Annotated in this window: 27 protein-coding genes and 2 pseudogenes; 8 read left to right on the top strand and 21 right to left on the bottom strand. The window is 43.0% G+C overall.

All coding sequences use genetic code 11. From position 1 onward, the window contains the following. The 7 genes from C5Z26_RS00780 to C5Z26_RS00750 all read right to left on the bottom strand — a co-directional run bounded on the left by C5Z26_RS00780 (position 1) and on the right by C5Z26_RS00750 (position 7,590). Entirely contained in the window at positions 1-1,077 is a 1,077-nt protein-coding gene (locus C5Z26_RS00780) for an ABC transporter ATP-binding protein (RefSeq protein WP_105448156.1), read from the bottom strand. A gap of 15 nt (positions 1,078-1,092) precedes the next feature. After that, complete coding sequence (locus tag C5Z26_RS00775) at positions 1,093-2,127, bottom strand: ABC transporter permease (RefSeq protein ID WP_105448155.1); 1,035 nt, start codon at positions 2,125-2,127, stop codon at positions 1,093-1,095. A 3-nt stretch (positions 2,128-2,130) separates the two neighbouring features. Next, the gene (gene opp3b / locus C5Z26_RS00770; RefSeq protein WP_105448154.1) at positions 2,131-3,060 is read right to left on the bottom strand and encodes an oligopeptide ABC transporter permease; all 930 of its coding nucleotides are present in this window, start codon (positions 3,058-3,060) and stop codon (positions 2,131-2,133) included. Positions 3,061-3,220: 160 nt separating this feature from the next. After that, on the bottom strand, positions 3,221-4,873 hold the full coding sequence (locus tag C5Z26_RS00765; protein ID WP_105448153.1) for a peptide ABC transporter substrate-binding protein: 1,653 nt from the start codon (positions 4,871-4,873) through the stop codon (positions 3,221-3,223). A 384-nt stretch (positions 4,874-5,257) separates the two neighbouring features. Continuing rightward, on the bottom strand, positions 5,258-5,635 hold the full coding sequence (locus C5Z26_RS00760) for a DUF1634 domain-containing protein (protein WP_105448152.1): 378 nt from the start codon (positions 5,633-5,635) through the stop codon (positions 5,258-5,260). Then, positions 5,635-6,480, bottom strand: coding sequence for a sulfite exporter TauE/SafE family protein (locus tag C5Z26_RS00755; RefSeq protein ID WP_105448151.1), 846 nt, complete (start codon positions 6,478-6,480; stop codon positions 5,635-5,637). The genes C5Z26_RS00760 and C5Z26_RS00755 overlap by 1 nt, the downstream gene beginning before the upstream one ends. 228 nt (positions 6,481-6,708) lie before the next feature. Beyond that, positions 6,709-7,590, bottom strand: coding sequence for a LysR family transcriptional regulator (locus C5Z26_RS00750; protein WP_105448150.1), 882 nt, complete (start codon positions 7,588-7,590; stop codon positions 6,709-6,711). Between the two features lie 137 nt (positions 7,591-7,727). Between C5Z26_RS00750 and C5Z26_RS00745 the strand changes: the two genes are divergently transcribed. Next, positions 7,728-8,780: a MucBP domain-containing protein gene (locus C5Z26_RS00745; protein ID WP_105448149.1), complete on the top strand. Its 1,053-nt coding sequence runs from the start codon at positions 7,728-7,730 to the stop codon at positions 8,778-8,780. 80 nt (positions 8,781-8,860) lie between these two features. Here C5Z26_RS00745 and C5Z26_RS12680 read toward each other — a convergent pair whose 3' ends face one another. The 5 genes from C5Z26_RS12680 to C5Z26_RS00725 all read right to left on the bottom strand — a co-directional run bounded on the left by C5Z26_RS12680 (position 8,861) and on the right by C5Z26_RS00725 (position 13,492). Next, positions 8,861-8,989, bottom strand: coding sequence for a hypothetical protein (locus C5Z26_RS12680; protein ID WP_255414936.1), 129 nt, complete (start codon positions 8,987-8,989; stop codon positions 8,861-8,863). Between the two features lie 151 nt (positions 8,990-9,140). Continuing rightward, positions 9,141-9,992, bottom strand: a complete 852-nt coding sequence (locus C5Z26_RS00740) for a GRP family sugar transporter (protein WP_105448148.1) — start codon at positions 9,990-9,992, stop codon at positions 9,141-9,143. A 135-nt stretch (positions 9,993-10,127) separates the two neighbouring features. Next, the gene (locus tag C5Z26_RS00735) at positions 10,128-11,705 is read right to left on the bottom strand and encodes a peptide chain release factor 3 (protein WP_105448147.1); all 1,578 of its coding nucleotides are present in this window, start codon (positions 11,703-11,705) and stop codon (positions 10,128-10,130) included. A 118-nt stretch (positions 11,706-11,823) separates the two neighbouring features. Then, positions 11,824-12,216 carry a glycerol-3-phosphate cytidylyltransferase gene (gene tagD / locus C5Z26_RS00730; RefSeq protein ID WP_105448146.1) on the bottom strand — a complete coding sequence of 131 codons (393 nt, stop codon included), beginning with the start codon at positions 12,214-12,216 and terminating at the stop codon, positions 11,824-11,826. Between the two features lie 91 nt (positions 12,217-12,307). Further along, positions 12,308-13,492: an AI-2E family transporter gene (locus C5Z26_RS00725; RefSeq protein WP_105448145.1), complete on the bottom strand. Its 1,185-nt coding sequence runs from the start codon at positions 13,490-13,492 to the stop codon at positions 12,308-12,310. Positions 13,493-13,658: 166 nt separating this feature from the next. Here C5Z26_RS00725 and C5Z26_RS00720 point away from each other — a divergent pair, with 166 nt between their 5' ends. After that, positions 13,659-14,585, top strand: a complete 927-nt coding sequence (locus C5Z26_RS00720) for an L-lactate dehydrogenase (RefSeq protein WP_105448144.1) — start codon at positions 13,659-13,661, stop codon at positions 14,583-14,585. Between the two features lie 114 nt (positions 14,586-14,699). Here the strand turns inward: C5Z26_RS00720 and C5Z26_RS00715 are convergent, their stop codons facing one another. From C5Z26_RS00715 to C5Z26_RS00685, 7 genes and pseudogenes are all read right to left on the bottom strand, one after another. After that, positions 14,700-14,894: a type II toxin-antitoxin system Phd/YefM family antitoxin gene (locus C5Z26_RS00715; RefSeq protein ID WP_105448143.1), complete on the bottom strand. Its 195-nt coding sequence runs from the start codon at positions 14,892-14,894 to the stop codon at positions 14,700-14,702. A 174-nt stretch (positions 14,895-15,068) separates the two neighbouring features. After that, the gene (locus C5Z26_RS00710) at positions 15,069-15,434 is read right to left on the bottom strand and encodes a helix-turn-helix domain-containing protein (RefSeq protein WP_105448142.1); all 366 of its coding nucleotides are present in this window, start codon (positions 15,432-15,434) and stop codon (positions 15,069-15,071) included. A 217-nt stretch (positions 15,435-15,651) separates the two neighbouring features. Continuing rightward, positions 15,652-16,791, bottom strand: coding sequence for an RNA-guided endonuclease TnpB family protein (locus C5Z26_RS00705; protein WP_105448141.1), 1,140 nt, complete (start codon positions 16,789-16,791; stop codon positions 15,652-15,654). Then, a pseudogene (locus C5Z26_RS12815) lies at positions 16,748-17,000 on the bottom strand (transposase); the annotation flags it as partial. The pseudogene C5Z26_RS12815 and the gene C5Z26_RS00705, both read right to left, overlap by 44 nt. A 179-nt stretch (positions 17,001-17,179) precedes the next feature. Continuing rightward, complete coding sequence (gene ntdP / locus C5Z26_RS00695) at positions 17,180-17,728, bottom strand: nucleoside tri-diphosphate phosphatase (RefSeq protein WP_105448140.1); 549 nt, start codon at positions 17,726-17,728, stop codon at positions 17,180-17,182. Positions 17,729-17,830: 102 nt separating this feature from the next. Beyond that, positions 17,831-18,634 carry a recombination regulator RecX gene (recX, locus tag C5Z26_RS00690; protein ID WP_105448139.1) on the bottom strand — a complete coding sequence of 268 codons (804 nt, stop codon included), beginning with the start codon at positions 18,632-18,634 and terminating at the stop codon, positions 17,831-17,833. 56 nt (positions 18,635-18,690) lie between these two features. Then, positions 18,691-19,515, bottom strand: coding sequence for a hypothetical protein (locus C5Z26_RS00685; protein WP_158682772.1), 825 nt, complete (start codon positions 19,513-19,515; stop codon positions 18,691-18,693). A 200-nt stretch (positions 19,516-19,715) separates the two neighbouring features. On the opposite strand from C5Z26_RS00685, the gene C5Z26_RS00680 reads away from it, so the two are divergent. The 4 genes from C5Z26_RS00680 (at position 19,716) to C5Z26_RS00665 (ending at position 21,072) form a co-directional block, all read left to right on the top strand. Next, positions 19,716-20,258, top strand: coding sequence for a sigma-70 RNA polymerase sigma factor region 4 domain-containing protein (locus tag C5Z26_RS00680; RefSeq protein ID WP_105448137.1), 543 nt, complete (start codon positions 19,716-19,718; stop codon positions 20,256-20,258). A 76-nt stretch (positions 20,259-20,334) separates the two neighbouring features. Continuing rightward, positions 20,335-20,532: a DUF1659 domain-containing protein gene (locus C5Z26_RS00675; protein ID WP_105448136.1), complete on the top strand. Its 198-nt coding sequence runs from the start codon at positions 20,335-20,337 to the stop codon at positions 20,530-20,532. Positions 20,533-20,614: 82 nt separating this feature from the next. Further along, positions 20,615-20,827, top strand: coding sequence for a DUF1659 domain-containing protein (locus C5Z26_RS00670; RefSeq protein WP_105448135.1), 213 nt, complete (start codon positions 20,615-20,617; stop codon positions 20,825-20,827). Between the two features lie 17 nt (positions 20,828-20,844). Further along, positions 20,845-21,072: a DUF2922 domain-containing protein gene (locus tag C5Z26_RS00665; RefSeq protein WP_105448134.1), complete on the top strand. Its 228-nt coding sequence runs from the start codon at positions 20,845-20,847 to the stop codon at positions 21,070-21,072. Positions 21,073-21,200: 128 nt separating this feature from the next. Here the strand turns inward: C5Z26_RS00665 and C5Z26_RS00660 are convergent, their stop codons facing one another. Continuing rightward, the gene (locus tag C5Z26_RS00660) at positions 21,201-21,506 is read right to left on the bottom strand and encodes a hypothetical protein (RefSeq protein WP_105448133.1); all 306 of its coding nucleotides are present in this window, start codon (positions 21,504-21,506) and stop codon (positions 21,201-21,203) included. Positions 21,507-21,977: 471 nt separating this feature from the next. On the opposite strand from C5Z26_RS00660, the pseudogene C5Z26_RS00655 reads away from it, so the two are divergent. Further along, a pseudogene (locus C5Z26_RS00655) lies at positions 21,978-22,645 on the top strand (sugar transferase). Positions 22,646-22,702: 57 nt separating this feature from the next. Here the strand turns inward: C5Z26_RS00655 and C5Z26_RS00650 are convergent. Continuing rightward, a complete protein-coding gene (locus tag C5Z26_RS00650; protein WP_105448132.1) occupies positions 22,703-23,683 on the bottom strand; it encodes a glycosyltransferase in 981 nt (326 codons plus the stop codon). Positions 23,684-24,047: 364 nt separating this feature from the next. Between C5Z26_RS00650 and C5Z26_RS00645 the strand changes: the two genes are divergently transcribed. After that, a complete protein-coding gene (locus C5Z26_RS00645) occupies positions 24,048-25,460 on the top strand; it encodes an oligosaccharide flippase family protein (protein ID WP_105448131.1) in 1,413 nt (470 codons plus the stop codon). Positions 25,461-25,517: the final 57 nt, after the last annotated feature.

Genomic DNA, 25,517 nt, shown 5'->3' with positions numbered 1-25,517 from the left:
TTACTCCTTCGTTGCTTTTTTAATCGGTGGTTCTGGTCGTTGCATCGTCGCAAATTTCTTTTGCCGCCGCACAATTTCAGCTGGTGGCGTTACTTTAGGTGCATCGGGATGCAATAACCACGTCGCCGCATAATGCGTATCAGATACTTTGAAGAACGGTGGTTCTTGTTCCGTATCAATCTTCATCGCATAGTCACTCCGGGCCGCAAAGGCATCACCCACAGGTGGTTCCAATAAATCTGGTGGTGTCCCAGGAATCGCTTGTAACGAGCCACTGTCCGTATCCAACGTTGGCATCGAGTTCAACAAGCCCCAAGTATAAGGATGTTGCGGATTGAAGAAGATTTCATCAACCGTCCCATATTCCACAATCTTGCCGGCATACATGACTGCCACGCGGTCCGCCATCCCAGCAACTACCCCTAAATCATGGGTGATGAAAATAATTGACGTATCAATTCGATTTTGTAAATCTTTCATCAAATCCAAGATTTGCGCTTGAATGGTAACATCTAAAGCCGTCGTTGGTTCATCAGCAATCAAGACTTCGGGGTAACAAACTAATGCGATAGCAATCACAATCCGTTGCCGCATCCCACCGGAAAATTGATACGGATAATCATTAATCCGACCTTCTGGATTGGTAATCCCGACTAACTTTAACATTTCCAAAGCTTGCGCAATGGCTTCTTTTTTCTTCAACCCTTTATGCTTCATTAGCGGTTCTGCAATTTGCATCCCAATCCGCATCGTTGGGTCCAATGACGTCATTGGATCTTGGAAAATCATCGCGATATCTTTACCACGAATATGTTGCATTTCTTTTTCAGACTTTTTAATAATATCTTCGCCGTGAAACATAATACTGCCGCCTTTTACTTCGGCATTTGGTGCTAGTAACCCCATTAATGACCGGGTGGTAACTGACTTACCAGAACCGGATTCACCAACGATGGCTAATGTTTCACCTTTACGTAAATCAAAGCTGACATCACGAATCGCTTTAACCTCACCTGCATAGGTGTGGAAATCAATTTTTAAATGACGAACTTCAATGACATTTTCAGGATTTTCCATGTTGTTGCCACACCCCTATCGTTTCGATTTCGGATCAAATGCATCCCGCATACCATCGCCTAATAAGTTAAAGGCCAGCATCAAGACAATCAAGACAATTGCTGGATACCACATTTGGTATGGTAAGAATTGGAAGTTCTTTTGCCCATCGGAGATCAAAGTCCCTAATGACGCTTGTGGTGAACTAATCCCAATCCCAATATAACTCAAGAACGCTTCAAAGAAGATCGCATTTGGAATCGTGAACATCGTTTGGATAATGATGATACTTGATAGGTTTGGCAACAAGTGCTTCCAAGCAATCTTGGTTGAAGACTCACCCAACGTTCGCGCTGCCAAAATAAAATCTTGGTTTTTCAATTGTAACGTCTGCGCTCGCGTTAGGCGGGCCATCGTGGTCCAGTTAATTAAAGCCAACGCTGCAATGATTGAGGCCATCCCGGTTTTTTGGAAAGCGGTCGCCATCAAAACCATCACAACTAGCGCGGGAATGGACGAGAGGATTTCAATAATACGTTGCATAAACAAATCCACGCGCCCACCACGCCAACCGGAGAATATCCCGAATCCGACCCCAATGGTCAAATCAATCAGCGTCGCAATTAAAGCAATTTCTAATGAAACTCGGGTCCCATACATAATCCGTGCCAATAAGTCACGACCTAAATAGTCGGTCCCTAAGAGGTAATGAACGTTGGAACTCGCACCGGCTTGCTTATAAGCATCCACATCTTCACCCGATTGGGTAATATGCCCATTCAAGCCATGAATACCGACACCCGGAATCTTCGGTGGTAAGTTCGCATACTTCGGTGATTGATCATTTGGATTGTGATGATAGACCGTTTGCCCAGCAAAGGCCATCAAGAAAAGTAAAATTAAGACGATAAAACTGGTAAAAGCCGTTTTATTCGACTTAAGCCGCCGCCAAACATCTTGACCGAAAGTTAAGGAAGGTGCGGCAATTTTTTCATTATCGGGCCCGGCCTGCTTATCTAATGGTTCAAAAGCTCCGGGCTTAATTTCAACATCATTTACATTATCTGCCATGAACTAGTCCCCATTTCCACTTAAACGAATCCGCGGATCAATGATGCCGTAGACGATATCAGTCAATAATAATAACAAGCAAAGTAAAGCAGAATAGAAGATCGTCACACCCATGATCGTTGGGTAGTCATTGACCAGGATTGATTTGACAAATTGTTCCCCAATCCCAGGAACTGAGAAGATGTTTTCAACAACCATCGACCCCGTCATCAAAGCGGCGGCGAGTGGTCCAATCAAGGTCACCATTGGAATCAAACTGTTCCGCAACGCATGATGGTAAACAATCCCGAACTTCGACAGGCCTTTCGCCTTGGCTAACTCAATATAATCTGAGCTCAAAACATCCACCATGTCGGTTCGAATGAAACGGGCAGTTTCGGCTAACGGACTGGCCGCTAACGCTAAGGTTGGCAAGACGGTATACGCAAAGCCCTCCCACCCAGCAACTGGGAACAAACTGAGCTTCAAGCCAAGATAGTATTGCAATAGAATCGCCAAAACGAAACTTGGTACCGCAATCCCTAAGATTGACACCACCGTCGCCAAACGGTCTGCCCAAGTATCTTTCCGAATGGCGCCAATGGCACCAAGGATAATCCCAAAGACAACCCCAACGACCATGGCTTGCCCACCAAGTTGCATGGAAGGCCCCATCCGACTACCAATCAAGTAACTAACGGCTTGATCGCTAAATTGGAAGGATAACCCGAGACTACCTTTAAAGATACCGCCAATATAAACCAGATATTGTAACCAGACCGGTTTATCTAATCCATATTGCGCTAAAATCGACGCTTTTTCACTAGCAGTCAACTTGGCTTCATTTTGTAGCGGCGTTCCGGGCATTAGCTTCATCAGGAAGAACGTGGCCGTAGCCACAATGAATAATGTCAGGAACAAGTAAAATATCCGCTTTAAGAGATACTTTCTCATTAAAATTCCTCGCATTCTATTAAATTAGCCTTAAAAAATAATGACATGTTTGATTATAAAACAAAATGGTAAGGATTAACAATGATGTGTCAATCCTTACCCCTTTCGTTTCACATTCGTTAAGTTAAAGCACACACACTACTGACAATCTCTTTTGGTTCTACTTAACGTACATGTACTTGTAGTTATATTGTGAACCCGCGGTATTGTAGATGATGCCCTTCAAATTGGTCCGCATCAAGTGCGCTTCCGTCTTTTGATAGATTGGTGCAATCCCTTGATCCGTCATTAATTGCTTTTCAGCAGTGACCATGTCATTCCAACGGGTCGTGGTATCGTTAGCATCTTTGCCTTCAGCATTGTTAACCGCTGTATCGTAGGCAGCACTGTTGTAGCGACCATTGTTGTATGAGTTGTCAGAAGTGAAGAGTGACAAGAATGAGATTGGATCAGTAAAGTCGGCATTCCATGCAGAAATTACCGTATCAAAGTCGCCATTTTGTGACCGTTGTAAACGTGTCTTGAATGGGACGTTTTGGTTAGTAACCTTGATCTTAGATGAAAGCTTCTGCCATTGACCTTGTAAGTACTCAGTCGACTTCTTACCACCATCAGTATCATCAGAAAGTAATTTAATGTTTAAGCTAGATTCCCCGACTTCTTTAAGCCCTTCATTAAGTAACTTACGGGCCTTCGTCATGTTGTATTCAACACCACTAGCAACGTAGGCATCATCCGCAAAGTCTTTCTTATTGGTTGGACTCTTAGCTAAATCAGATGACACATAACCCTTAGCAGCGGTTGAGCCATCAGCCAAGACATCATTGACGAATTGTTTCCGGCTGATTGCCATTGATAAGGCTTGACGAATCTTCTTATTCTTGAAGGCCTTAGCTAACGCTTTATTGCTATCGTTTTGGTTGAATTCAACATAGAAGGTTGACGCACTCTTACGGGCAATAAAGTTCTTGTTGTTCTTGTAGCTCTTAACTTGGGTCCCAGAAAGGGTAATATCATCAACCTTGTTTGAGTTGAACAAGTTCAAACCAGTTGAAGCATCCTTAACAACTTGGAACTTCAGGCTGCTCATCTTAACGTTCTTAGCATCCCAGTAATCCTTGTTCTTTTGCAAGGTCCAAGTTAAGTTAGTCCCTTTCCAACCAGTCATCTTGTAAGGACCGTTGTAGACCATTGCTGAACTCGTCGTCCCATACTTAGACCCATATTGCTTAACGGCTTTTTCATTTTGTGGGAAGAAGTTAACAAAGCCCATTAATTTCTTGAAGTATGAGATTGGCTTATCCAACGTAACAGTTAACTTGTAATCGCCGTCCGCTTTAATCCCCAAGGTTGAAACAGGTTTTTTGCCGGCCACGATTTGGTCAGCATTCTTGATGCCTGAATATAAGTATGCGTATTGTGACGCAGTTTTTGGATTAACAGTTCGTTGCCAACCATAAACGAAATCTTTGGCAGTAACTTTTTCGCCATTGCTCCATTTGGCGTTCTTTCGTAACGTGAACGTATATGTTTTACCATCTTTGGAAACGGTCGTTGATTTAGCAATCCCAGGTGTGATCTTGCTATCTTTGCCCAACCGGTATAACCCTTCATTGGTGTTATTCAACATGTTGGAACTAACCACATCAGTTGATTTTGATAAATCCATCGTTGGCAATTCGGCCGATTCAGTGATCGTCGCGGTCTGCTTACTTGATGTTGATGATGAGTTACTCTTTGAACCGCACGCTGCCAAGAACAACAAGGATGCCCCGGCAACGACAGTTACTTTAGCAGCTGTCTTTAAATTCATAAAACCCCAACCCCTCTGACTTTTAATGTCGTGTGTGTGCTTTTCCCTCGAAAAGTTAAAGTAATTGTATATTATAAATAAATTAAAATCAATGCTAAACTCTAATTTTTATCATCATTTCGTCATAATTCACTTAGTTAATTTGAATTACCAGCATTTAAAAATCATTTTTTGCGCTTACAAACGCCTTAATATCAGCTTTTTAATTTGATTTGTTTTTTTACTATCCGCGGTAAAATAATTTGCCAATTTTTTTAATAAATAAGTCAAAATCACTTAAATACCCTCTAAAAAGCCGTTAAAAGACTTGGTTAAAACAACTAAAAAGCCAAAACAAAAGAGAACGCCGACAATAATTATCAGCGTTCTCTTATTATATTAAATTTAATGCCCTAAATAACCGATGACTGACGCAATGATTAAAATGACTAAGACTAACGTCGTAATCCAAACGTAGAGGTGATCCTTTTCGATCGCAAAGGCATAGATTGACACCACTACCCGCAAGGTAGGCGTTAAAATCAGTAAAAATAGGCCCAACATAATAACTGCATAGGGTTTTAAAGCCATGACACCATTAAAAATAGTTCGGAATCCGGTCGGTTGAATCCCATTGGGATAGCCACCATTACCGCGCATCACCATCAAAATAAGGCCCAGACCAATCACTAACGCCGAAACAATGACCCCAATACGTAAGATACGGCCAATTAGTCGTTCGACTTGCCGCATCTCAGCCGCTTTACTGTTTTTTTGAATCATTAGATGGTCACCCCAAATCCTTTAGCAATCATTTGGATGCCTAAGTAAAGCATGACCGGTACGAAAATCATCCGAATTAAACGTGGTTTTAAATGCTCCATAATCCGGGTTCCAATTAAGGCCCCGACTAAGATGCCAATCGCTAACGGCGCCGCAATTCCAGGTTTAATTGACCCATTAAAGAAGTAAACCATCGCACTGGCCGCTGCAGTAACGCCCATCATTAAGTTGGACGTCGCGGATGATGGCTTGAGCGGCATATGCATAATCGTATCCATAGCTAACACCTTGAAGGCCCCACTACCGATACCTAATAACCCACTCGCAAAGCCGGCACCAAACATCATGGTAAATCCGCCCGGAACGTTTTGAACTTGATAATCAACTTGTTCTTTAAGCGCCTTATCATAGTAAGTCCCATTTAAATTGAGCTTCGTCGCTAACTGATCCGCTTGCACATTCTGTGCATCGCTGGCTTTACTGAGCAACTTGCGAATCATATTGTAAGTTGTGAAAACTAATAGTGCGCCAAATAAGAAATAAAGAAAGTTCGCATGAACAAGGCCCGTCAACACGGCCCCCAAAACTGCCCCCACGGTGGTTGCAATCTCTAAGAACATGGCCACTCTTAAATTCAACATGTCGTCTTTTAAATACGCAATTGTCGCGCCTGAACTAGTCGCAATTACGGCAATGATACTGGCCCCAATCGCATATTTAATATCTAGTCCCATCCCTAACGTCAGGACCGGCGTAATAATTAAGCCCCCACCAATCCCTAGAATTGCACCAAAAATGCCAGCTAATAAGCCGACGCCCAACAATAATAATAATGAATATGTCACGTGTGTCACCCTCACCTTTTAAGTTTCAATTGTTAGTGTACCATTTAATTTCACGACGACCTAATGATTAAGAATACATCAGCAAATCCTTGTCACATCAAGCAATTACCCCATCTTCTAAGCTCATTAAACGATGGGCTTAAAAGATGATGTAACCGTCAACAGTCCTAATCAATCAGCTTTTCTGACAGAATAGCCATTAAAAAATTAGATATCGATTTCAAAAAATCAGTCTAGCGCTTGAGCTTGGGGGAATTGGGCCAGCAAACCAGCCACCATAGGCGTTGCCAGTGACTCTGGGGTTGTCGCTAAGACTAATTGTGTATCGAATCGCCGGTCAGCTAACGAGCGAATCATCACTTGACCACCGTCATACGTTTCGGCTAAAGTACGGGGTACTAGGGCCACCCCAATCTGTTGTTCAGCCCAATGCATCGCTGTCCGTGCATCATCACAAGTCATCACATAGCTTGGTTCAAACGCTTGTTCCAAAAATGCCATATGAAATAGCTCATTAAAACGCCGATATTTGATTAGGGGTAACTGCTCAAGGTCGCTTAATCGTAATTGCCGCCGCTGTGCGAATTGCGAATAACGGCGAGGCAACACCGCAACCATTCGTTCCGCCGGAAAATAGCGACAAACTAAGTGTTGCTGATTAAACGGCGTTCGCAAGATAGCGACATCTAACAGTCGTTTATGGAGATCATCTAATAATTCATATGTATTCCCCTCGGTTAAGTCTAACTGAACATCTGGATGTTGTTTCAACCACTGCAACAGTGCCTGATTCGGCATGACGCCCGCCGATGATGAGACCGTCCCTAAATTCAAAGTGCCCGTAATCCCCTGCGCCAACGCCCGGACCTTATTTTCAGCGGTCGCCGACAACTGCGTCAGCTGCTGGGCGTAGCCAACTAATAATTGCCCAGCCGCCGTCACCGTAACACCTTGGGGTAGTCGCTTAAATAAGACTACACCGAGTTCCAACTCTAGTTGTTTAATCTGATAGCTCAAGGGTGGTTGTGCCACGTGCAAACGCTTCGCGGCAGCTGTCATCTGGCCCTCTTCAGCCACTGCTAAAAAATACCGTAACTGTTTTAAATTCATTGCCAACTTCCCCCTATTTGATCTTAGTATACACGAGATTGACGACGCACTTTTTACAATTCACTTAAACCATGCCAGAACGGTAATGATTGCGTTATACTATACTTAATAAACTTTTTTATGAAAGGAGTGGTCTTGTGCATTTTCTCGATCGTTTAAAATCAATGTTGCACGACCTCAATAATCCGGTCGGCGCCGGACCTAAAGTGGTCGCTGCGACAGCTGCCGAAACGACCACAACAGTCCCAGCTAGCGACCAAGCTGCGACACCTGCTGTCCAACACACGGATGCCTTAATCCTAGTCCATCACTTGGATGCCGCTGGTCATGAATTACAACCCACTGAAATGATTGCCGGTTTTGTCGGCGCCGAGATTCACCTGCCTGAAGTTACCATTGCTGGCTATCATCTCGTCAACATTGCTGGCCTAACCCGGTGGTTCACCGCACCGCAAGCCCAAATCATTTTAACCTATGAGCGCCAAGCCGGACAACCGGTGTGGGTTTATGCCTATGATATTGACCAACGTCAACTCATTGGACTCCCTACCATGACCCGGGGCAAATTAGGCCAGCCTTACCAAGTCACGGCACCCACTGTCGCTGGCTTTAAACTACTACGCTCCGTCGGGGACTTGAACGGTGAATATACGACCCATTCAAAAACCGTGCTCTTTTTTTATCGCAATCAGACTTGGCTTAAAACCGATTTAAGCACCGGCTTTATTCAAATAAAAACGACCACCCCAGTTTTGCCAACCCCAGGAGCCACGACGACTACTTATTTAACGGCGTTACAACCTGGGAGTATTTATAAAACGTATATGCGGGTACAACTCACTGATCAGACGATTTGGTACATGATTGGTGATAATCAGTGGATTCCTGAAAGTCATTTACAATTAACTAATAGTCAACAATTATTACCAAAGCTCCCCGTGAGTTATCGGGCGCGCAATAAACGTCAAGTTCGCCAAACTGGTCGCGTCAGCTTTGTTCCAAATAAGCAGGTGCATACTTATTTGGAACCTTATGGGCGTTACCTAACCACGGTCACTCACGGTGAGCGGGTCGCATTAACTGAACGCCTAGTTGATGACAACGGCGTGGTGTGGTATCAGATTCAAGACCGTGGGTACTTACCCGGTCGTTATTTAACCGATTTAGATCCCGCTGATTTTATTTATTAATAACGCCAAACGAGCTTGAGGATTTTTCCCCCAAGCTCGTTTTTTCATCATCATTGCTGGTTAACAAACCGTGCTCTGATTTAATCAGGCGCGACGATCCTACTCGCTTGCCCGACCACTGGCGTCGAAAACACCCGCACGTGCGCCGGCATTAATAAAATAATACTACTAATAATAATGAGTACCACTTGCCACTGCCATTTTGTCATCCGCATCCCCCAAATCAAAAAGCTCATCTCAAGGGCTAGTTTAGTTCAGGTCCACCGTTTTTTTCACGTCATGACCATTGTTTAGACAATTAATTTATGCCAACAAAAAAAGCCGCTTGAGTTTTTAGCCCAAACGCCTCGAAAAATTTTTTTATAAGAAAGCCGTCATCACACTGCCGACTACGATCAAAGCCAACCCAATAATAGTCAGCCGTAATTCTCGCCGTGATTTCGTCTCATGTAACACTAGCATGCCACCTAAGGTCGAAATAACCACACTCAACTGGGTAATCACAAAGGCCGTTGCCACACCATTGGCTTTAGCTGAGAAGATATACGCTAAAGCAGATAACCCAAAGATTAACCCGGCAAACACATTCAACCAGCTGGTCCGTTGCTTAAATGCCACCACGTGATGACTCAAAAGCACGTACAAGACGGCGGCCAAACACATCCCGACCATCTGCGGGAAGAAAATAGCGACGCCAGACGCCGAAACTGCTTTTGGTAACGCACTGTAAATCCAATAACCAATCGTCGTTGGCACTAGGATCATTAATCCGCTGGCTAACCCGGCCCGACTATCTGAGTTATCAGTGACCGCGGTTAAGGCCACCCCAACAATCATAATAATAATCGCCGCAAAACCAACTAACTTCGCTGTCACCCCTGACCATTCGCCAAACATCAAAACCCCGATTACGGAAGTCCCGACTAATTGAAGTCCGGTTGAAATTGGCATCGTCGAACTAACACCCATTCGTGAATACGACGTATACTGGCCAATTTGACCGAGCACCCAAAAAGCCCCTGACAAGGCACTTAGCCAGAAAGTGGTCGTTGACACCGTGGGTTGAAAGATGAGTTGGACAATAATCCCAACGATCACCGCCCCAATTCCAGTTCCAAGCGTTTGATTGGCAGGCTTCCCGCCAATCTTCGATAATAACAATGGATTTAATCCCCAACCTAATGCCGGGATGAGCGCAATCAAAATATTCAAAAAAATAGCCTCCTACAATCATGGTAATCAAAAAAGTTATCTTAACTAGTTTAACATTATCCAACCAAAAGCTTAACTAAATAAAAACGGAGCTTACCGCAATCAATTGCTGTAATCCCCATTTAAGCCGTTAATTTATAATTTAGCCGTTAACTTCACGTCTGGATACTTCTCACTGAACCAACGTTCGGCAAACGCATTTTCAAATAAGAACAGTGGGGCGCCAGCTTGATCCTTCACAAGTAAGTTACGTGAACTAGACATCTTTTCATCTAGTTGGGCCGGATCAATCCAGCGTGCCGTCTTATTCCCCATCGGTTCCATGACAACTTCTGAATTATATTCATTTTGCATCCGGAACTTGAAGACTTCAAATTGAAGTTGACCAACAGCCCCTAACACATAGTCGCCCGTTGAATACGAGGTATACAATTGGACAGCCCCTTCTTGAACCAACTGTTCAATCCCTTTATGGAAGGACTTTTGTTTCATGACGTTCTTCGCAGTGACGCGCATAAAGAGTTCCGGTGTAAATTGTGGCAACTTTTCAAACTGAATCGCTTGTTTACCATCATAAATGGTATCGCCAATTTGGAAATTCCCAGTATCATATAACCCGACAATATCTCCCGCAACCGCAGTTTCAACCGTCTCACGGGTATCAGCCATGAATTGTGTCGAATTATTCAACCGCATCTTCTTCCCGGTTCGTTGTAAGAAGACGTCCATGCCACGATCAAATTCACCGGAACAAATCCGAACAAATGCAATCCGATCACGGTGATTAGGATTCATATTAGCCTGAATTTTGAACACAAATGCTGAAAATTCATCATCAGTTGGCTTAATAATCGTATCGGCGCGTGTCTTATGCACATTTGGCTTCGGCGCATATTTTAAATAAGTCTTCAAGAAGGTTTCAACCCCAAAGTTAGTTAAGGCCGATCCGAAGAAGACGGGGGTCATATCCCCATCAGCGATTTTTTGTTCATCGAATTCATTACCGGCGGCTTCAATAAGTTCCATCTCATCCAAGACATCTCGATAAATACTATCCTTCGTCAGGTCATTTTCAACCGTGACTTCGCCCGCTTCATTCAATGGTAAGAACGTCCGCCCATGGGCTTCGTTATGGTAGAGTTCAATCCGATGATTATACCGGTCGTATAAGCCTTTTAACCCTTTACCCATCCCAATCGGCCAATTCATTGGATACGTTTCAATGCCCAAGACTTCTTCGACTTCATTTAAGAGGTCTAACGGTTCACGGCCATCGCGATCTAACTTATTCATGAAGGTAAAAATCGGAATCCCCCGCATTTTACAAATTTGGAAGAGTTTTTTCGTTTGTGGTTCAATCCCTTTGGCTGAATCAATGACCATGATCGCTGAATCAACGGCCATTAACGTCCGATAAGTATCTTCTGAAAAGTCCTCATGTCCAGGGGTATCCAAAATATTGATGCGTTTGCCATCGTAATCAAACTGCATCACCGAACTCGTGACAGAAATGCCCCGCTTCTTTTCGATTTCCATCCAGTCAGATTTGGCAAAACTGCCACTTTTACGGGCTTTAACCGTCCCAGCTTGGCGCACAACGCCCCCAAACAACAGCATCTGTTCAGTAATCGTTGTTTTCCCAGCATCCGGATGAGAGATAATTGCAAACGTCCGGCGGGTGTCAACTGCCGCTGCTAATTCTGATTTATTCATAAAAATTCCTTTCAAAAAAACTGTCTTTTATTCACTTACTTAATTCGTCATCGGTCTGATTGCCCCAAAAAAATCCAATGCTACCCACACTGGATCTTAAGTTGGTGACCTATTCAGTTCAATCTGGAACACCGAGATCTTTTTTGATTTTGGAGGTTGAGATGCCCGCTGTACGCGGGAGATAAACGACTTCGCAGTAATCCTTTAGGAAATCAAACTTACCTTCCCAATCGTCCCCCATTACAAAAACATCAATCTGATGATCCACCACGTCACTAATTTTTTGATCCCACGATGTTTCTGGAATCACTTCATCAACGTATTTAATGGCTTCTAAAATATACTTGCGATCCTCAAAGGAGGTATACGCATGTTTGCCTTTTTGCGCATTGAACTCATCCGTCGAAACACAAACGGTAAGATGGTCACCCAGCGCTTTAGCCCGTTTTAAAAGTCGAATATGACCCTTATGCAATAGGTCAAAGGTGCCATACGTAATTACTTTTTTCAAAAAACTCACTCCCTGCTACATCGCCAGGATGTTGATCGTTAGTATTCATTATAGCATAGCCATTCCATCGGTTAATCACAGATTCAGATATTTATGCTTTGGTCTTTTTAGTGGCCGGTTGCGTGGCTTTAGCTCGTTGTGGTTGATACACGGTGGTCTGCATCCGTAAGTTTTCCGCATTTCGCAATTGGACAATATTAAACAGATAAACAACGACTGTCCGTACCACTGCGTAGAATGGAATCGCTAAAATCATCCCTAAAATCCCTGCAATATTGCCCGCCGCTAATAAGAGGATGATAATGGTCAATGGATGAATTTTCAGGGTCCGCCCAATAATGTTCGGGTAGATTAAGTTCCCATCAACTTGTTGCACGATGACCACAATAATCACCACATAGACGACTTGCATCGGTGATTGCGTAAACGCAACAATTAACGATGGCGCAATCCCAATATACGGTCCCAGATAAGGAATGATATTCGCTAACCCCGCGACTACCCCAAGTAATAAGCCATATGGTTGTGAAATCAGCATGTAGCCAATCGCAGTAAAGGTACCAACGAAGATACATTCAATCACTTGACCACCAATATAACTAGAAATCGTATCGCCCATTTTTTGGATGAGGCCGACGATTTCCGGCCGTTGTTTCCGTGGCAAAAAACGACTGATGGCCGGAATGAACTTCTCGCCATCTTTTAGCATGTAAAACAACACGACTGGAATCGTGATTGCCATGATGGTCACACTAGTAATCGTTGAAATGACGGTCACGATACTAGTCGATAATGAGGCTAAAAAGTTTTGCGCGTACTTACTAATTTCGCCATTGAATTGACTCACATAAGCACTCAAATCAACTTTTTTCAAAATACTACTATTATTAATCATTTTAGTGGCGGCCTTTTGAATCTCCGTCGTCAAACTTGGCAAATTATAAATTAACTGTGTGACCTGTGTCACCAGCCGCGGGATTAATGATACGGCGCCATAAGCAAGTACCCCTACTAGCAGCACAAAGACAATGGTAACTGCCCCCGTTCGAGAAATTCGAAACCGCTTATAATGGACCTTGGTTAACATTTTCACGAGCGGATTGAGCATATAAAATAAAAATCCCGAAATAACAATGGGCATGAAAACCACATTCAAAAAAGTGCCAATCGGCTGAAATAAAAAGCCAAGTTTCGTACAAACCCAAATCAAAGCCGCTACAATCAAAATTTCGAGCGACCAAAACATTAGTGAAGACTCTCTTAGGCGCTTAAGCAAAGCTGCCCCTCCTTTAAAATAACCCATAATAATGGTTTTAATTATAACCTAATTTTACTTTTAGTGGGACCCATGCCACTCCATTATCACGAAAAGTATTTATATTTAATGAGAATAATGGTAGTTTAGTTAAGAAGTGTTAAAAATCAAAAGGAGTGTTACTCATATGTCACGAAAAATTGCCATTATTGGAATGGGCCATGTTGGTTCGACCGCTGCCCATTACATCGTTGCCAACGGTTTTGCCGATGATTTAGTCCTGATTGACCCTAATACGGGTAAAGTTGAAGCAGATGCCTTGGATTTCAAGGATGCCATGTCCAACTTACCGACCCACACCAATCTCATTGTTAACGATTACGCCGCCTTAAAAGACGCCGACGTCATCATTTCTGCGCTAGGGAATATTAAGCTTCAAGATAACCCAACCGATGACCGCTTCGCCGAGCTTCCTTTTACCAGCCAACAAGTCAAAGCAGTCGCTACTAAGATTAAGGCCAGCGGGTTTAACGGCATCATTGTTGCCATCACGAATCCAGTCGATGTCACCACGTCCATCTATCAAGCCGTCACTGGACTACCTAAAGCCCACGTGATTGGCACGGGAACTTTATTAGACTCAGCACGGATGAAACGAGCCGTCGCTGACCGCCTCCACTTGGATCCCCGCTCCGTGACTGGTTATAACTTAGGTGAACACGGGAACTCTCAATTTACCGCTTGGTCAACGGTTCGCGTCTTCGACCAACCGATTACAACGCTAGCCGCTGACCGTGGGTTGGATTTAGCGGAATTAGATACGGAAGCTCGTCGGGGTGGCTTCACCATCTTCCATGGTAAGAAGTACACGAGTTATGGGGTTGCGACCGCCGCAGTACGCCTCACCAATATTATTTTAAACGATGCCCTAACTGAATTACCAGTCTCTAACTATCGTGACGAATACGGTGTCTACCTCTCCTATCCAGCCATTGTCGGCCGTAACGGGATTGTCGAACAGGTTCAGCTCGACCTCACTCCTGAAGAGTTACAAAAACTACAAGTTTCAGCGGACTACATCAAAACAAAGTTTGCTGAAAGCCAAACTGATTAATGCAAAAATCCCTTACACCGGCAACTTAAGGCTTGCTGTGTAAGGGATTTTTAGGCCACAAAAACGAGCCTAGGGTTAACCCCAAGCTCGTTGGTTTATTTTCAAGTCAATGCGTTAGCTAAATTCCATATCATGATTATTTTGTTTGGCTAAGGTTGCGACAATCTGTAGCCAATCTTTCATACTAACCATCACAGCCGAATCCTGCGTATTAGGATTCTCAACCTCGATCGTATCATGGCCTTGGTTAACGATTGTTAACAGCTGGTTGATATTTTTCTTTGCCAAGGTACTTGTGACTTTTTTCATCTGCGCCATCTCCCAACTTGTTGACTGATTGAGGATATTGTGCCTCAATCTAATAGACACGTCAAGCATTTTCGAAAGCTTTTTGACGACTGGAAAATGACTTGAATAACTGATGACAATTTTACACTAACTATTCCCGGGTTGCACTTAATCTGGTCGCAATTAAAGAAGAAATTAAGATTGTCGCCGCTCAAACATCGTTTTTAACACATTTCGGATAATTTTAAGTTGCGCTGGTGAGACCGGTTGCCCATTATATTCAAACTCATTTTTCTGATTTTCAATGACCTTTTTTAAATCAACTGCCGTCACTTGATCATTCCGCGACCCTTTACCCACTAACTTGGCATAGCTCGTCCCGAGAACTTGGGCAACTTCTTTCAAAGTCCCTTTTGAAGGCGTATGTTGCTTCCAACTATATATCGCGCTGACGCTTAGACCAGCTAGCGTCGCAACCTCAGCTAAAGTTAAGCCGTTTTTTTTCGCAAACCGCCGAATATTTTTTAATAATTCGCCATTATCTAGCTTCATGAAGGCCATCCGAGTTCCTCCGTTTCTATCTATCTTAATGCAATATACGCAGAAACTGATTAAAAAGCAAGTGCCATGATTAAAATGACCACAGCCGCTGTGAACTACTCGGCCATAAATGACCGCGCTTCTGAGAACACTGCCAACTTACACAATAGTGCGAACACTATGCCCAGCGGTTACAGCTATTTATCACGGCTCGTTCCGAGCCTGGTTAGTCTTTTCTTTAAGCATGCAATATGTTTTTGGCGGCGTTAATGTCCCGATCATGGTTAATGCCACATTTCGGACATGTCCATTGCCGGATAGCTAGCCCATGTTTGCCGTCATCGTAACCACAGTCAGCACAGATTTGACTAGTTTTCCTGGGGTTCACAGTGACCAGCTGTTTACCATACCAAGCACATTTATATTCAAGCTGAGTGCGTAATTCCCGCCAAGCTTGATTGGCAATTGCGCGAGCGAGCTTATGATTCCTAAGAAGATTTTTGGTTTTCAAATCTTCGATTTTAATCACATCGTACAGCATTACTAGTTTCTTAGTGAGCTGATGTAAATAATTATTTCGCCGGTTAGCGATTTTTTCGTTATATTTGGCAACCATGAGACGCGCCTTACGATAATTGCTGAAGTCATTCAGTTCACGTGGTTCTAAGACTTGATTGTGTTTATCCCACGCAATTTCTCTCATGGCTTGTAATCTTCGACGAGCTAACCGTTTTTCCCAATAGTGTTTCTTTTGCGATAGGGCCTTGTCAAAACGAATGGTGGGATATTTGACACCATCACTGGTAATCATTAGATCCGTTACACCCATATCAATTCCCACCGCTTGCTTAGTTTTCGGCAGTTCTCGCACATCATTATCGACTAACAAAACAGCATAGTATTTACCGGTAGCGGATAGCCGAATTGTGACATTTTTAATCTTACCAGTGAGTTGTCGGCCGGATTTAAATACGATACGGCCTAATTTTGGCAATTTGATATAATGTTGATTAATTTGAATAACATTGTGATTGACAGCATTAGATTGATAGCTCTGTTTGGGGAATTTTCGTGATTTGAACTTCGGAAAACCAACATGCGTCTTAAATAACTTCTGAAAAGCATGATGCAAGTCACGACTAACATGTAAAAGACTAGTTGATTCCGCTTGCTTGAGGAATGGATATTCCTGTTTAAGACACTTAATCAGATAATTCATGCCAAACTCGTTGACGTAGGATCCACCGTTATTATGGCGCTCAATTTGCATACTTAATAACTGGTTCCAAACGAAACGACAGCAACCAAAATTGTTAATGATTTTTTCTTGTTGATTAATTTGGGGATAGATCCTTGTTTTTATTGCCCGCAGTGTCATCTATAAGCACCTCTTTTATTCGTTGGTCATCGACATACTTAGCAACTGCTTGCTGGTCAGTAGTGCCAATAACTATTTTGAAGTTCTAGACATTCTCGAAACAACCGCCAAACACTAATTCCTTCTAGCCAACAGACAATGTTGGTCACCAATAGCTTCGGCAGCGCACTAACTAATAAGTGGCTATGATCGTCCGGACCAATTTCCATCTATTCAATACTAAATACGCATTTTGAAACGATTTCTATTAAATATACGCTACTTACAAACTAAAAAGCGATTCATCACGTCCTTAAAAGAACGTGTTTCCTCGCCTAATTTCAAAAAAAGACACCCACTGGATGTCTTTTTAGTATTCAATTACGCCACTGGCTAACCGCCAGCAGAGCTATTGCCGACGTGATAATTCCTGATAACGGCTATACCAAATATCAATATATTCTTGTGAAAAAGGCCCTTTTTTATGTTTAATCCAATCAACGAGCACCTTCACATTAGCCTTTAGAATTTGATCGGTTTCAGTTGGATATTGCCACTTAGCCCCATGTTCCTCATACTCATCAACGTCCAATAAGCGACGTTCACCATCCGGAAAGACCTTGACGTCCAAGTCATAGTCGATGTACTTCAAGGCTTCTTTATCTAAAACGTATGGTGACGCTAAGTTGCAATAATACGAAACGCCGTTATCGCGAATCATCGCCACGATATTAAACCAATAATGCTTATGAAAATAAACGATTGCCGGTTCGCGGGTCACCCACCGACGGCCATCATCTTCGGTGACCAGCGTGTGATCGTTACAACCAATTAAGACATTTTCGCTTGTTTTGAGTACCATTGTATCGCGCCAAGTTCGATGTAAACTCCCGTCGTGCTTATAGCTTTTGATCGTAATGAAGTCGCCTTCCTTAGGTCCTTTAGCTTCGCGCGTCATGTTGTTTAGCCCAACTTTCCAAAAAATAGGGTAAAAATTCATCGAATTTCAATAAACATTATACCAGATTTTAATGGGCTGCGTGTAGCTATTTGTCGCTTTTCACTCACCATCAACCTGTTCATCAATAAATTTATTAATATCATCCATTAAGAAACCTTTTTGATACAGATTACGCTTAGTACGCTGCCGTCGTTCTGAAAATGGATACTTCCGATTACGACGCCATAACTTCTCACCTTGCGCCACCAGGGCATCCCATTGGGCGTCCGCATCCGGGGTTAAAGCTAATGCCGCAATGGCAGCTGTGATTGTCTCGCCATCAAAGCCTTTGGTCATCAAGCCTTGCCGGACTTTTTGTTGCATCGTTTTAAACGCTTGCCGTTGATAACGTTTAACCAGCTTTTGGGCAGCCGCAGTGGCATTCTCAAGCCGATCATCCGTGCTAAATTGCGTCGCTAAGGCATCGTCAATCAATTGCTCGCCCACCCCTTTAAGGCGTAACTTTTGCCGAATCACATAGGGCCCCTTATCCGCCGTCGCCTTAACTGTCCGCACATAGGCGGCCGCATACTGGGCATCGTCTAACAAGTTCAGCTCGCGCAGTTGTTGCATGGTCGTCGCAATGACCCCTTCATCCAAGTCCTCATCACGTAGCTTATCATGCACTTCTTTTTCCGTTCGTAACTGGCTTGAGAGGTAATCCAATGCCCGTGAATAAGCTTTAGAGATGTCATCAGCGGCGATTAGTTCTGCTTGCAGCGCCTCGTCAACTTCCATCCCCTTGAAAACGCGAAACTTAATCATAACCGTTTCACTCATTGGAAATGCGTATTTATCGTCTAAGTAAACGTTAAAACGTCCAGGACGCTTTTGCGCCATAATTTTTGTAATCTTTTTTACCATGGTTGTTTTGATGCCTCCGTAAATTACTCTGCTTCTATAATTTACCAAATTTGACGTCATTTACCAAAGTAACTGTTTAGATAACCTTCAATATCTTGCGCAGTCGTTGGATGCTGGGTCTGAAGCATCAGGTCAATCGCAAATTGTCGGAATCGATCTCGCGCCAGCTCACGAGAAAAAATCGGTTGCGTCATGACCACTGGCTGTTCAAAATAAAAGGGATGCTCCCCGGCTCGTTCGGCTAAGAGCAACATTTGGAGGGCTTGGGCCCGTTCCAACTGCCCCATCAACATTTTAAAGTTAACTGGCGTTTTTAGATGAATGCGGCGGCAAAATACCAACTCTGTCCGCCGGGCTGGCAAGGCCAACTGATCCGTTAACTGATGCGCGCCTAACCAACTGGTTGAGGCCCGTGTCACAGCGCCTAACGGTAATAACCGCACATCGCCTTTAATAAATGGCAGCTTACGTTGGGTTTGGTTAAGATACAAGGCCAAGCGTTCGATGTCTTGCTTCAAGCCAAAATCAGCTCGTAGCCAAACTGCTTGGAGACAGCGGCGACTCGTTTTGTCGGTTTTAAGGAGACCACGCTGCGTATCAAAAATAACCGTATTGGCGGTACAGTTTTCCTGACTGACGTCAAGGACAAAAAAAGTATTTAAAAAGCTAAGTTGCACACTCTCAACCGGTTGCGCCCAGGCAACAATCGCCAGCGGGTGGTTAAGATCAAAGACGTCTGGTAATTTCGACCACACTAAATCGTTATAATTGAACTGATTATGCTTGATGACATTCAATGGATAATTCCTCCAATTGCCGATTAAGCCGACATTAACACCAGATGGGCGTGCAGTTGTGATAACCGTAACAGCCGCTTTCATCAAGTTACCCATACTATACCTGTTTTGTACGCAACAAGCGATAACTTAATTGAGTTCTCTTTACATTCTTAGGGTACTACCATAAAAGCGTTCGTTAATTGCGTTTTTAGCCGTATTTTTTCAAGTCGCCAGCATCACGACCGGCTGGTTATACTAAGCACAACCTTGGCCAAGGGCACTTAAGAAATGAGGACTTAATCATGCACACTGATCGTTTTGAAAACGAAACTGCCTTTAACTTATTAGCTGAACCAGCTCATCAACGCCTCCTATATGGTGCTTTAAAAGCCGCCAATGTGACCAAGGGCCATCCTCAATTTGAGGATTGTGTGACTGTCGCTCATTTAACTTGGCTCGCAGCTTATCAAAATTACGCGCCTGCTTTACCAGAAAACTTACCAGACTTTCGTAAATTTGCCTTTCGCCGAATTAAATGGCGCACGGTCGATTATCTTCGCAAACAAACCTTACGGACCCAAGCACAAGTACCACTGGAAAAAGCCGCTGAATTAAGCATCACGCCAATGACGCAGTGCGAACAAGCTTGGCAATTGACCGACTTATTAACACAGCTACTCGCACAATGTCGCCCTGGGGAACGAATTTATTTAGTGGAATTCTTCTTAGCTGAACAGACCGTTCCGATGATCATGCGGACCCATGGCGTTAGTCGCCGGACCGTCTATAATTGGCGCGCGAGCCTCCTCGTCAAAGCCCGAGCTATCTATGCACAAGCCCGCTAAGTGCACTTTTACGATGACCTAACCGTTAGTATCCCGTAAGCTTACAAAAACAGACAACTGAAAGGAGCTGACCCTCATGCAGAATTGGCGTGCAAATCAATTAACCATTTCAGTGGCCGCGGACAACCCCAAAGCCATTAAGCGAACTTTCAATAACTTGAACGAAGCAATCACGGTTGCACAAGTTACCGATTTAGGTCAATTAGTCGCCACCCTAGTTGCCGCACCGTTTACTGGTGCCACCCTAAAAACGACCCGCCAATTTACTTTCTAATCACCTGCACTTTTATTGCCAGCTAACCGTTTCTATCTATGTAAGCTGGCCAGCCTACTAAAAACGCTAGGAGGACTCACCTATGAATAAGATTTGGAAAAAATCGGCTTTAGCCGTTGAATTGCAAAATGCCGCCGGTGAAACGCATAAACAACTGTTTACGGCCATTGCGCAAGACGCGACGGATGCCCAATTGACCACCTTTAGTAAGGCCTTGGAAACCTTAACGGCTCATCAATTTGTCAACGCTGAAGTAATTGCTTATTACGACTATAACGCCGCTACGACCGTCTAATTAGGAGGACTTAATTAATGAAAATCTTAGATATGAGCTTCAAAACGAGTACCAATAAGATTCATCACTTAAAGTTACACTACGCCAGTGATGGTTTGACTAAAGAAGTGGTCACCAAAGCGATGGCTGATCTAGTTGCCGCTAACCTGTTCAACAAAGACGGCGAAAACCTGATTGTGGAACCAGTTGCTGCTAAGTATGTTGAAACCCTTGAGACACCCATTATTGATGCGCCAACTGCTTAATTAACTCCCTATTACTGCTACGAAATAGTCCGGTCCACACCTGAAACTTGGGTGTGGACCGGACTATTTATTTTAAGCCACATTTATATTGACTGACAAAGTTACAGTTTACCAGTAACGCCTATTTTTTAAATATCACACGCCAACCGAGTCGCCTTCGTGGTCTCTCGTTGGACATTATAAATTTCAACAATGATACTATTCCCTACCGGATGCCAATCAATGGCTTTCACCAACCGTCGCATAAAATGACGCGTAATCTGCGTTTTGATTGAAATCCCACTCCGTTCCAAATCATCATAAAAAATAACCCGCTGATCGAGTTTATCAATTTTGAAATAATAATAGGCATAATGCGCCGTTCCTCGTTGAAGAATTAAATGATATGAGGAATTGAAATCCGCTGGAAAAACTGTGATACCATCATCGTTCATGTTCATAACATCCTTTTTGCTAAAGTTTTTTCACGCGTTCATTCATTAGTTCAATTGTACCGTGAACCAAGCGAAAAGAACACTCCAAAATGAAACCGCGACTTCGACCCCTTAGCTATTTCTAATCCGTGAACTGGCAGTAATTTACTTAAATCACCAAAAAACAAATTGTTATTAAGCTTTATTAATAACCTTAAAATACAGATATACCAAGCAATTTGGCCGTTTTACGCATCATTTTTACATTCCGGAAACAAAAATAGTATTCCCAAACAAGTCATTTTTGGTATAATGTAGTCAATTAGAAGTTTGGATTCATGAATTAAATCGTGTTTACTTTAGTATAAGTTCGCATTATACTTTTCATTTAAACGCCACCCCGCGTGTGCTGGGCACACATGTCATTCTAATTACAGTTTGAACTTTTGTAGTAATCGGGGAATAATCAGAAGGAAGTCTAGGGTGTTACTAATGGAATACAAAGAACGGGAAATTCGACCAATTACAATTGATGTTGAAAGTCAGCACCATCGCTATGGCTATCGCCTAGTAAAACGACTATTCGACTTCGTGGCCAGTTTAGTGGGCTTAGTGCTCTTATCACCATTATTTCTAGTCGTCGCAATCGCCATTAAAGTAGAAGACCCTAAGGGGAGCGTATTCTACTCACAGATTCGACTGGCCAAGGCCAATTACCATTTAAAATGTACAAGTTTCGCTCCATGGTTTCTAATGCTGATGAATTGTTGGCAAAGCTACTCACAGAAAATGAAGTTGATGGCGCCATGTTTAAAATGCGCGATGATCCCCGGGTCACTCGGACTGGGCGCTTCATCCGTAAGTATAGTATTGATGAGCTGCCACAATTACTCAATGTTCTTTTGGGCCAAATGAGCTTAGTTGGACCACGGCCACCGTTGCCACGTGAAGTTGCTGAATATACTGATTATGATAAGCAACGGCTCACCGTTAAGCCCGGTTGTACCGGCTTATGGCAAGCTACAGTCCGTAACAGTGTTGGCTTTGACGAAATGGTCAAGTTAGATTTGATTTATATTTCTCGCCGGAGCGTCGGCTTTGATTTGTACGTCCTCTTTAAAACCGTCATGGTTTTTATTCGGCCCAATGGTGCCTTTTAATTAAAACCATTTAAATAAGCCACTCTGAGAAAAATTCAGAGTGGCTTATTTTTTGCCTTAGATTTCAGGCTTATAGTTAAGATAGGCACGCCGATAAACCCGTGGCACATACCGTAACGTCAAATACGCTAATTTATATTTCCAACTAATCAGCCGATTAATTAACATCGGCAGCGTTTTAAGCCGAGCTGCTAGAAAATGGCGTTCCCACTGCGGTGACCATTGGGGATTATTCACCAAATAATGATGACTGACGTGTAATAACAAGCGACAACGCAATGCCGTTAAAATAGTGCGCTGTGTCTGGTCGGCATAGTGCAACTCCGTCAAAGTTGTCGCCACCCCTTGATAATACCGCTGTGCCCGTTCAATAATCGCCGGTGAAAACTGGCTAGTCGTTGTATTCGCATGCTTATTCAGGACGTAGAATGGCTTTTCAATGTAACGAATATCTTTAGGGGTGACATGCGCCAGAAAGGCTAAGACAAAGCTACTGTCTTCAAAGAAATTACCATTTGAAAATTGAAACTGATAATGATCAATCATCGCTTTTGAAAACACTTTATTCCAGACACCAACATCCATTTCAACATTTTTCGCCAAATAATTTTGAATAAGCTGTTGCTGATTATGACTCCCTTTAGTGCCTGATTGCACTTCTAAAACTTGCTTTTGGTCATAGTCCTTTTGAATACCAAAAATCGTTAAGGCATGCTTCAAATCTGGAACTACCGCTTCGAATAAGCCTGGTAGCCAATAATCATCCGCATCCGCAAACATGATGTAGTCCCCTAGCGCATGTCGGAGACCATTATTACGTGCAGCGGCTTGCTTTTGATTGGTCTGTCGATAGCAACGTATCACAGAATATTGGTTAGCTAATTGTTGTAGCCGCACCCAAGTCTGATCGGTCGACCCATCATCCACACAAATAATCTCATAATCCCGAAAACCCGTCTGTTGAATAATTGAGGTAATCAGTCGATCAATGGTTGCGACAGAATTATAAGTTGGAATAATAATACTAATTTTTACCATCACGTTCACCTAACTCTCTAAACCCAATTAGGGTCAATATTTTATGACGTTTGTTAATTCATCTGGCTTTCCCCTATCTAAGCAGTCACAATGTCATCCTGATTAATCCGGCGACTGACTAAGAATAACCGCCTAGTAAGGGTCCCAACCACTTTCTGTCCAGTCTATTAAATAGCGCTAAAGTTCAAAATAATATAAATTATTTATCATCAATTAACATATTTATAACGACTAAAAAACTTACAATTCCCATTTTTGTACTTCTATTTTATAGTGAGTTACTATGATACAATACTAAGGATGTCGCGGTTTACGCCCATTCGTAGGCGACTGCGATACCTTTATATGACTTAGGAGCTTGGACATGAAAATTATCAGGAATTACTTTTATACGGTCGGTTATAATATTTTAATCTTATTAACACCATTATTAACAGTACCGTACATTTCACGGGTGTTAGGCCCAACTGGGGTCGGAATTAATGCGTCCACCAATTCGGTCATTACTTACTTTTTACTTTTTGGGACGGTCGGGATTACCATTTATGGTAACCGGGAAATCGCCTTTATCCGTGATAATCGTGCTAAACGCTCACAAACCTTTTGGGAGATTGAGGGATTACAGCTGATTACGATTAGCCTCGCCTACCTCGGCTTCTTAATTTTCTTATTGGTTGAACAGCAATTCAAAGTTTATTTCTTTTATCAGTCTTTTTACATTATTGCTGGTGCATTTGATATTTCTTGGTATTTTATGGGCCTGGAAGACTTTAAAAAAACGGTTTTACGTAACACCTTAGTTAAGTTGGCCTCACTGGTCGCTATTTTTGTCTTTGTTAAGACCCGCCAAGATACCGGTATTTATATTTTAATTTTATCCTTATCACAATTACTCGGTAATCTGACCCTTTGGCCCTATTTGCGGCGGTCAGTTAATCGACCGGTATGGGCCAAATTACACTTATTTCGTCATTTACGGCCATCCATTGCCTTATTTATTCCCCAAATTGCCACGACCGTTTATCTGGCTTTGAATAAAACCATGCTTTGGCAATTGGATTCCGTGACGGCCTCTGGTTTTTATGACTACTCTGATAAGCTCATCAAGCTCGTGTTAGCCTTAGTCACCGCTACTGGGACCGTAATGCTACCACATATTGCGAACCTTTACATGAAACAACAGATGACTAAGGTCAAAGAATACTTATACGCGTCATTTGATTTTGTACTAAGTATCTCGATTCCAATGGCCTTTGGGATTGCTGCCATTGCGACTTCGTTAGCACCGTGGTTCTTCGGTTCCCAGTTCACAGCCGTTAACACCCTCTTGATGATCGAAGCACCAGTCATTGTTTTAATCGGGATGAGCAACGTCTTAGGTCAGCAATTCTTACTTCCGACCCGACGGACACGGGACTACACGATTTCAGTCACAATTGGGGCTGGCGTTAATATTTTATGCAACATCCCACTAATTCTCATGTGGCATGTGCAAGGCGCCATGTTAGCCACCCTCCTGTCAGAAATTTGTGTGACGGTTTATCAGCTCTTTGTGACCCGCCATGATTTACAATTAGGACGCTTAATGAGTTGCTTTGGTCAATATCTCATCGCCGGGCTAGCCATGTTTCTCGTGGTCTATGCGTTGAATCAAGTCATGTTAATTTCAGCGGTGAGCCTCTTTGAACAAATCGTCATTGGCCTATTAGTCTATCTGGGATTCATCTTCATTCTACAACCAAAAATTTTAGCCGAAGCGCACCATTTACGCGCATAACTACTGTTGGCTGATAAAAACGCGTCATTCGAGGGAGCCATGCCAGTCGAATGACGC

The sequence above is a fragment of the Lactobacillus sp. CBA3606 genome, from assembly GCF_002970935.1.
Taxonomy (GTDB): domain Bacteria; phylum Bacillota; class Bacilli; order Lactobacillales; family Lactobacillaceae; genus Lactiplantibacillus.
This window is presented reverse-complemented; position numbering and strand designations above follow the sequence as displayed.

Excerpts from the sequence above, each read along its gene's own strand:
- C5Z26_RS00720 (WP_105448144.1), top strand. The coding sequence starts at position 13,659 with ATGTCACGAAAAATTGCCATTATTGGAATGGGCCATGTTGGTTCGACC.
- C5Z26_RS00760 (WP_105448152.1), bottom strand. The coding sequence starts at position 5,635 with ATGATTCAAAAAAACAGTAAAGCGGCTGAGATGCGGCAAGTCGAACGA.
- ntdP (WP_105448140.1), bottom strand. The coding sequence starts at position 17,728 with ATGACGCGCGAAGCTAAAGGACCTAAGGAAGGCGACTTCATTACGATC.
- C5Z26_RS00665 (WP_105448134.1), top strand. The coding sequence starts at position 20,845 with ATGAAAATCTTAGATATGAGCTTCAAAACGAGTACCAATAAGATTCAT.
- C5Z26_RS00765 (WP_105448153.1), bottom strand. The coding sequence starts at position 4,873 with ATGAATTTAAAGACAGCTGCTAAAGTAACTGTCGTTGCCGGGGCATCC.
- C5Z26_RS00670 (WP_105448135.1), top strand. The coding sequence starts at position 20,615 with ATGAATAAGATTTGGAAAAAATCGGCTTTAGCCGTTGAATTGCAAAAT.
- C5Z26_RS00645 (WP_105448131.1), top strand. The coding sequence starts at position 24,048 with ATGAAAATTATCAGGAATTACTTTTATACGGTCGGTTATAATATTTTA.
- recX (WP_105448139.1), bottom strand. The coding sequence starts at position 18,634 with ATGGTAAAAAAGATTACAAAAATTATGGCGCAAAAGCGTCCTGGACGT.
- C5Z26_RS00660 (WP_105448133.1), bottom strand. The coding sequence starts at position 21,506 with ATGAACGATGATGGTATCACAGTTTTTCCAGCGGATTTCAATTCCTCA.
- C5Z26_RS00710 (WP_105448142.1), bottom strand. The coding sequence starts at position 15,434 with ATGGCCTTCATGAAGCTAGATAATGGCGAATTATTAAAAAATATTCGG.
- C5Z26_RS12680 (WP_255414936.1), bottom strand. The coding sequence starts at position 8,989 with ATGACAAAATGGCAGTGGCAAGTGGTACTCATTATTATTAGTAGTATT.
- C5Z26_RS00705 (WP_105448141.1), bottom strand. The coding sequence starts at position 16,791 with ATGACACTGCGGGCAATAAAAACAAGGATCTATCCCCAAATTAATCAA.
- C5Z26_RS00780 (WP_105448156.1), bottom strand. The coding sequence starts at position 1,077 with ATGGAAAATCCTGAAAATGTCATTGAAGTTCGTCATTTAAAAATTGAT.
- C5Z26_RS00650 (WP_105448132.1), bottom strand. The coding sequence starts at position 23,683 with ATGGTAAAAATTAGTATTATTATTCCAACTTATAATTCTGTCGCAACC.
- C5Z26_RS00775 (WP_105448155.1), bottom strand. The coding sequence starts at position 2,127 with ATGGCAGATAATGTAAATGATGTTGAAATTAAGCCCGGAGCTTTTGAA.
- C5Z26_RS00685 (WP_158682772.1), bottom strand. The coding sequence starts at position 19,515 with ATGAAAGCGGCTGTTACGGTTATCACAACTGCACGCCCATCTGGTGTT.
- C5Z26_RS00735 (WP_105448147.1), bottom strand. The coding sequence starts at position 11,705 with ATGAATAAATCAGAATTAGCAGCGGCAGTTGACACCCGCCGGACGTTT.
- C5Z26_RS00750 (WP_105448150.1), bottom strand. The coding sequence starts at position 7,590 with ATGAATTTAAAACAGTTACGGTATTTTTTAGCAGTGGCTGAAGAGGGC.
- C5Z26_RS00675 (WP_105448136.1), top strand. The coding sequence starts at position 20,335 with ATGCAGAATTGGCGTGCAAATCAATTAACCATTTCAGTGGCCGCGGAC.
- C5Z26_RS00715 (WP_105448143.1), bottom strand. The coding sequence starts at position 14,894 with ATGAAAAAAGTCACAAGTACCTTGGCAAAGAAAAATATCAACCAGCTG.
- C5Z26_RS00680 (WP_105448137.1), top strand. The coding sequence starts at position 19,716 with ATGCACACTGATCGTTTTGAAAACGAAACTGCCTTTAACTTATTAGCT.
- opp3b (WP_105448154.1), bottom strand. The coding sequence starts at position 3,060 with ATGAGAAAGTATCTCTTAAAGCGGATATTTTACTTGTTCCTGACATTA.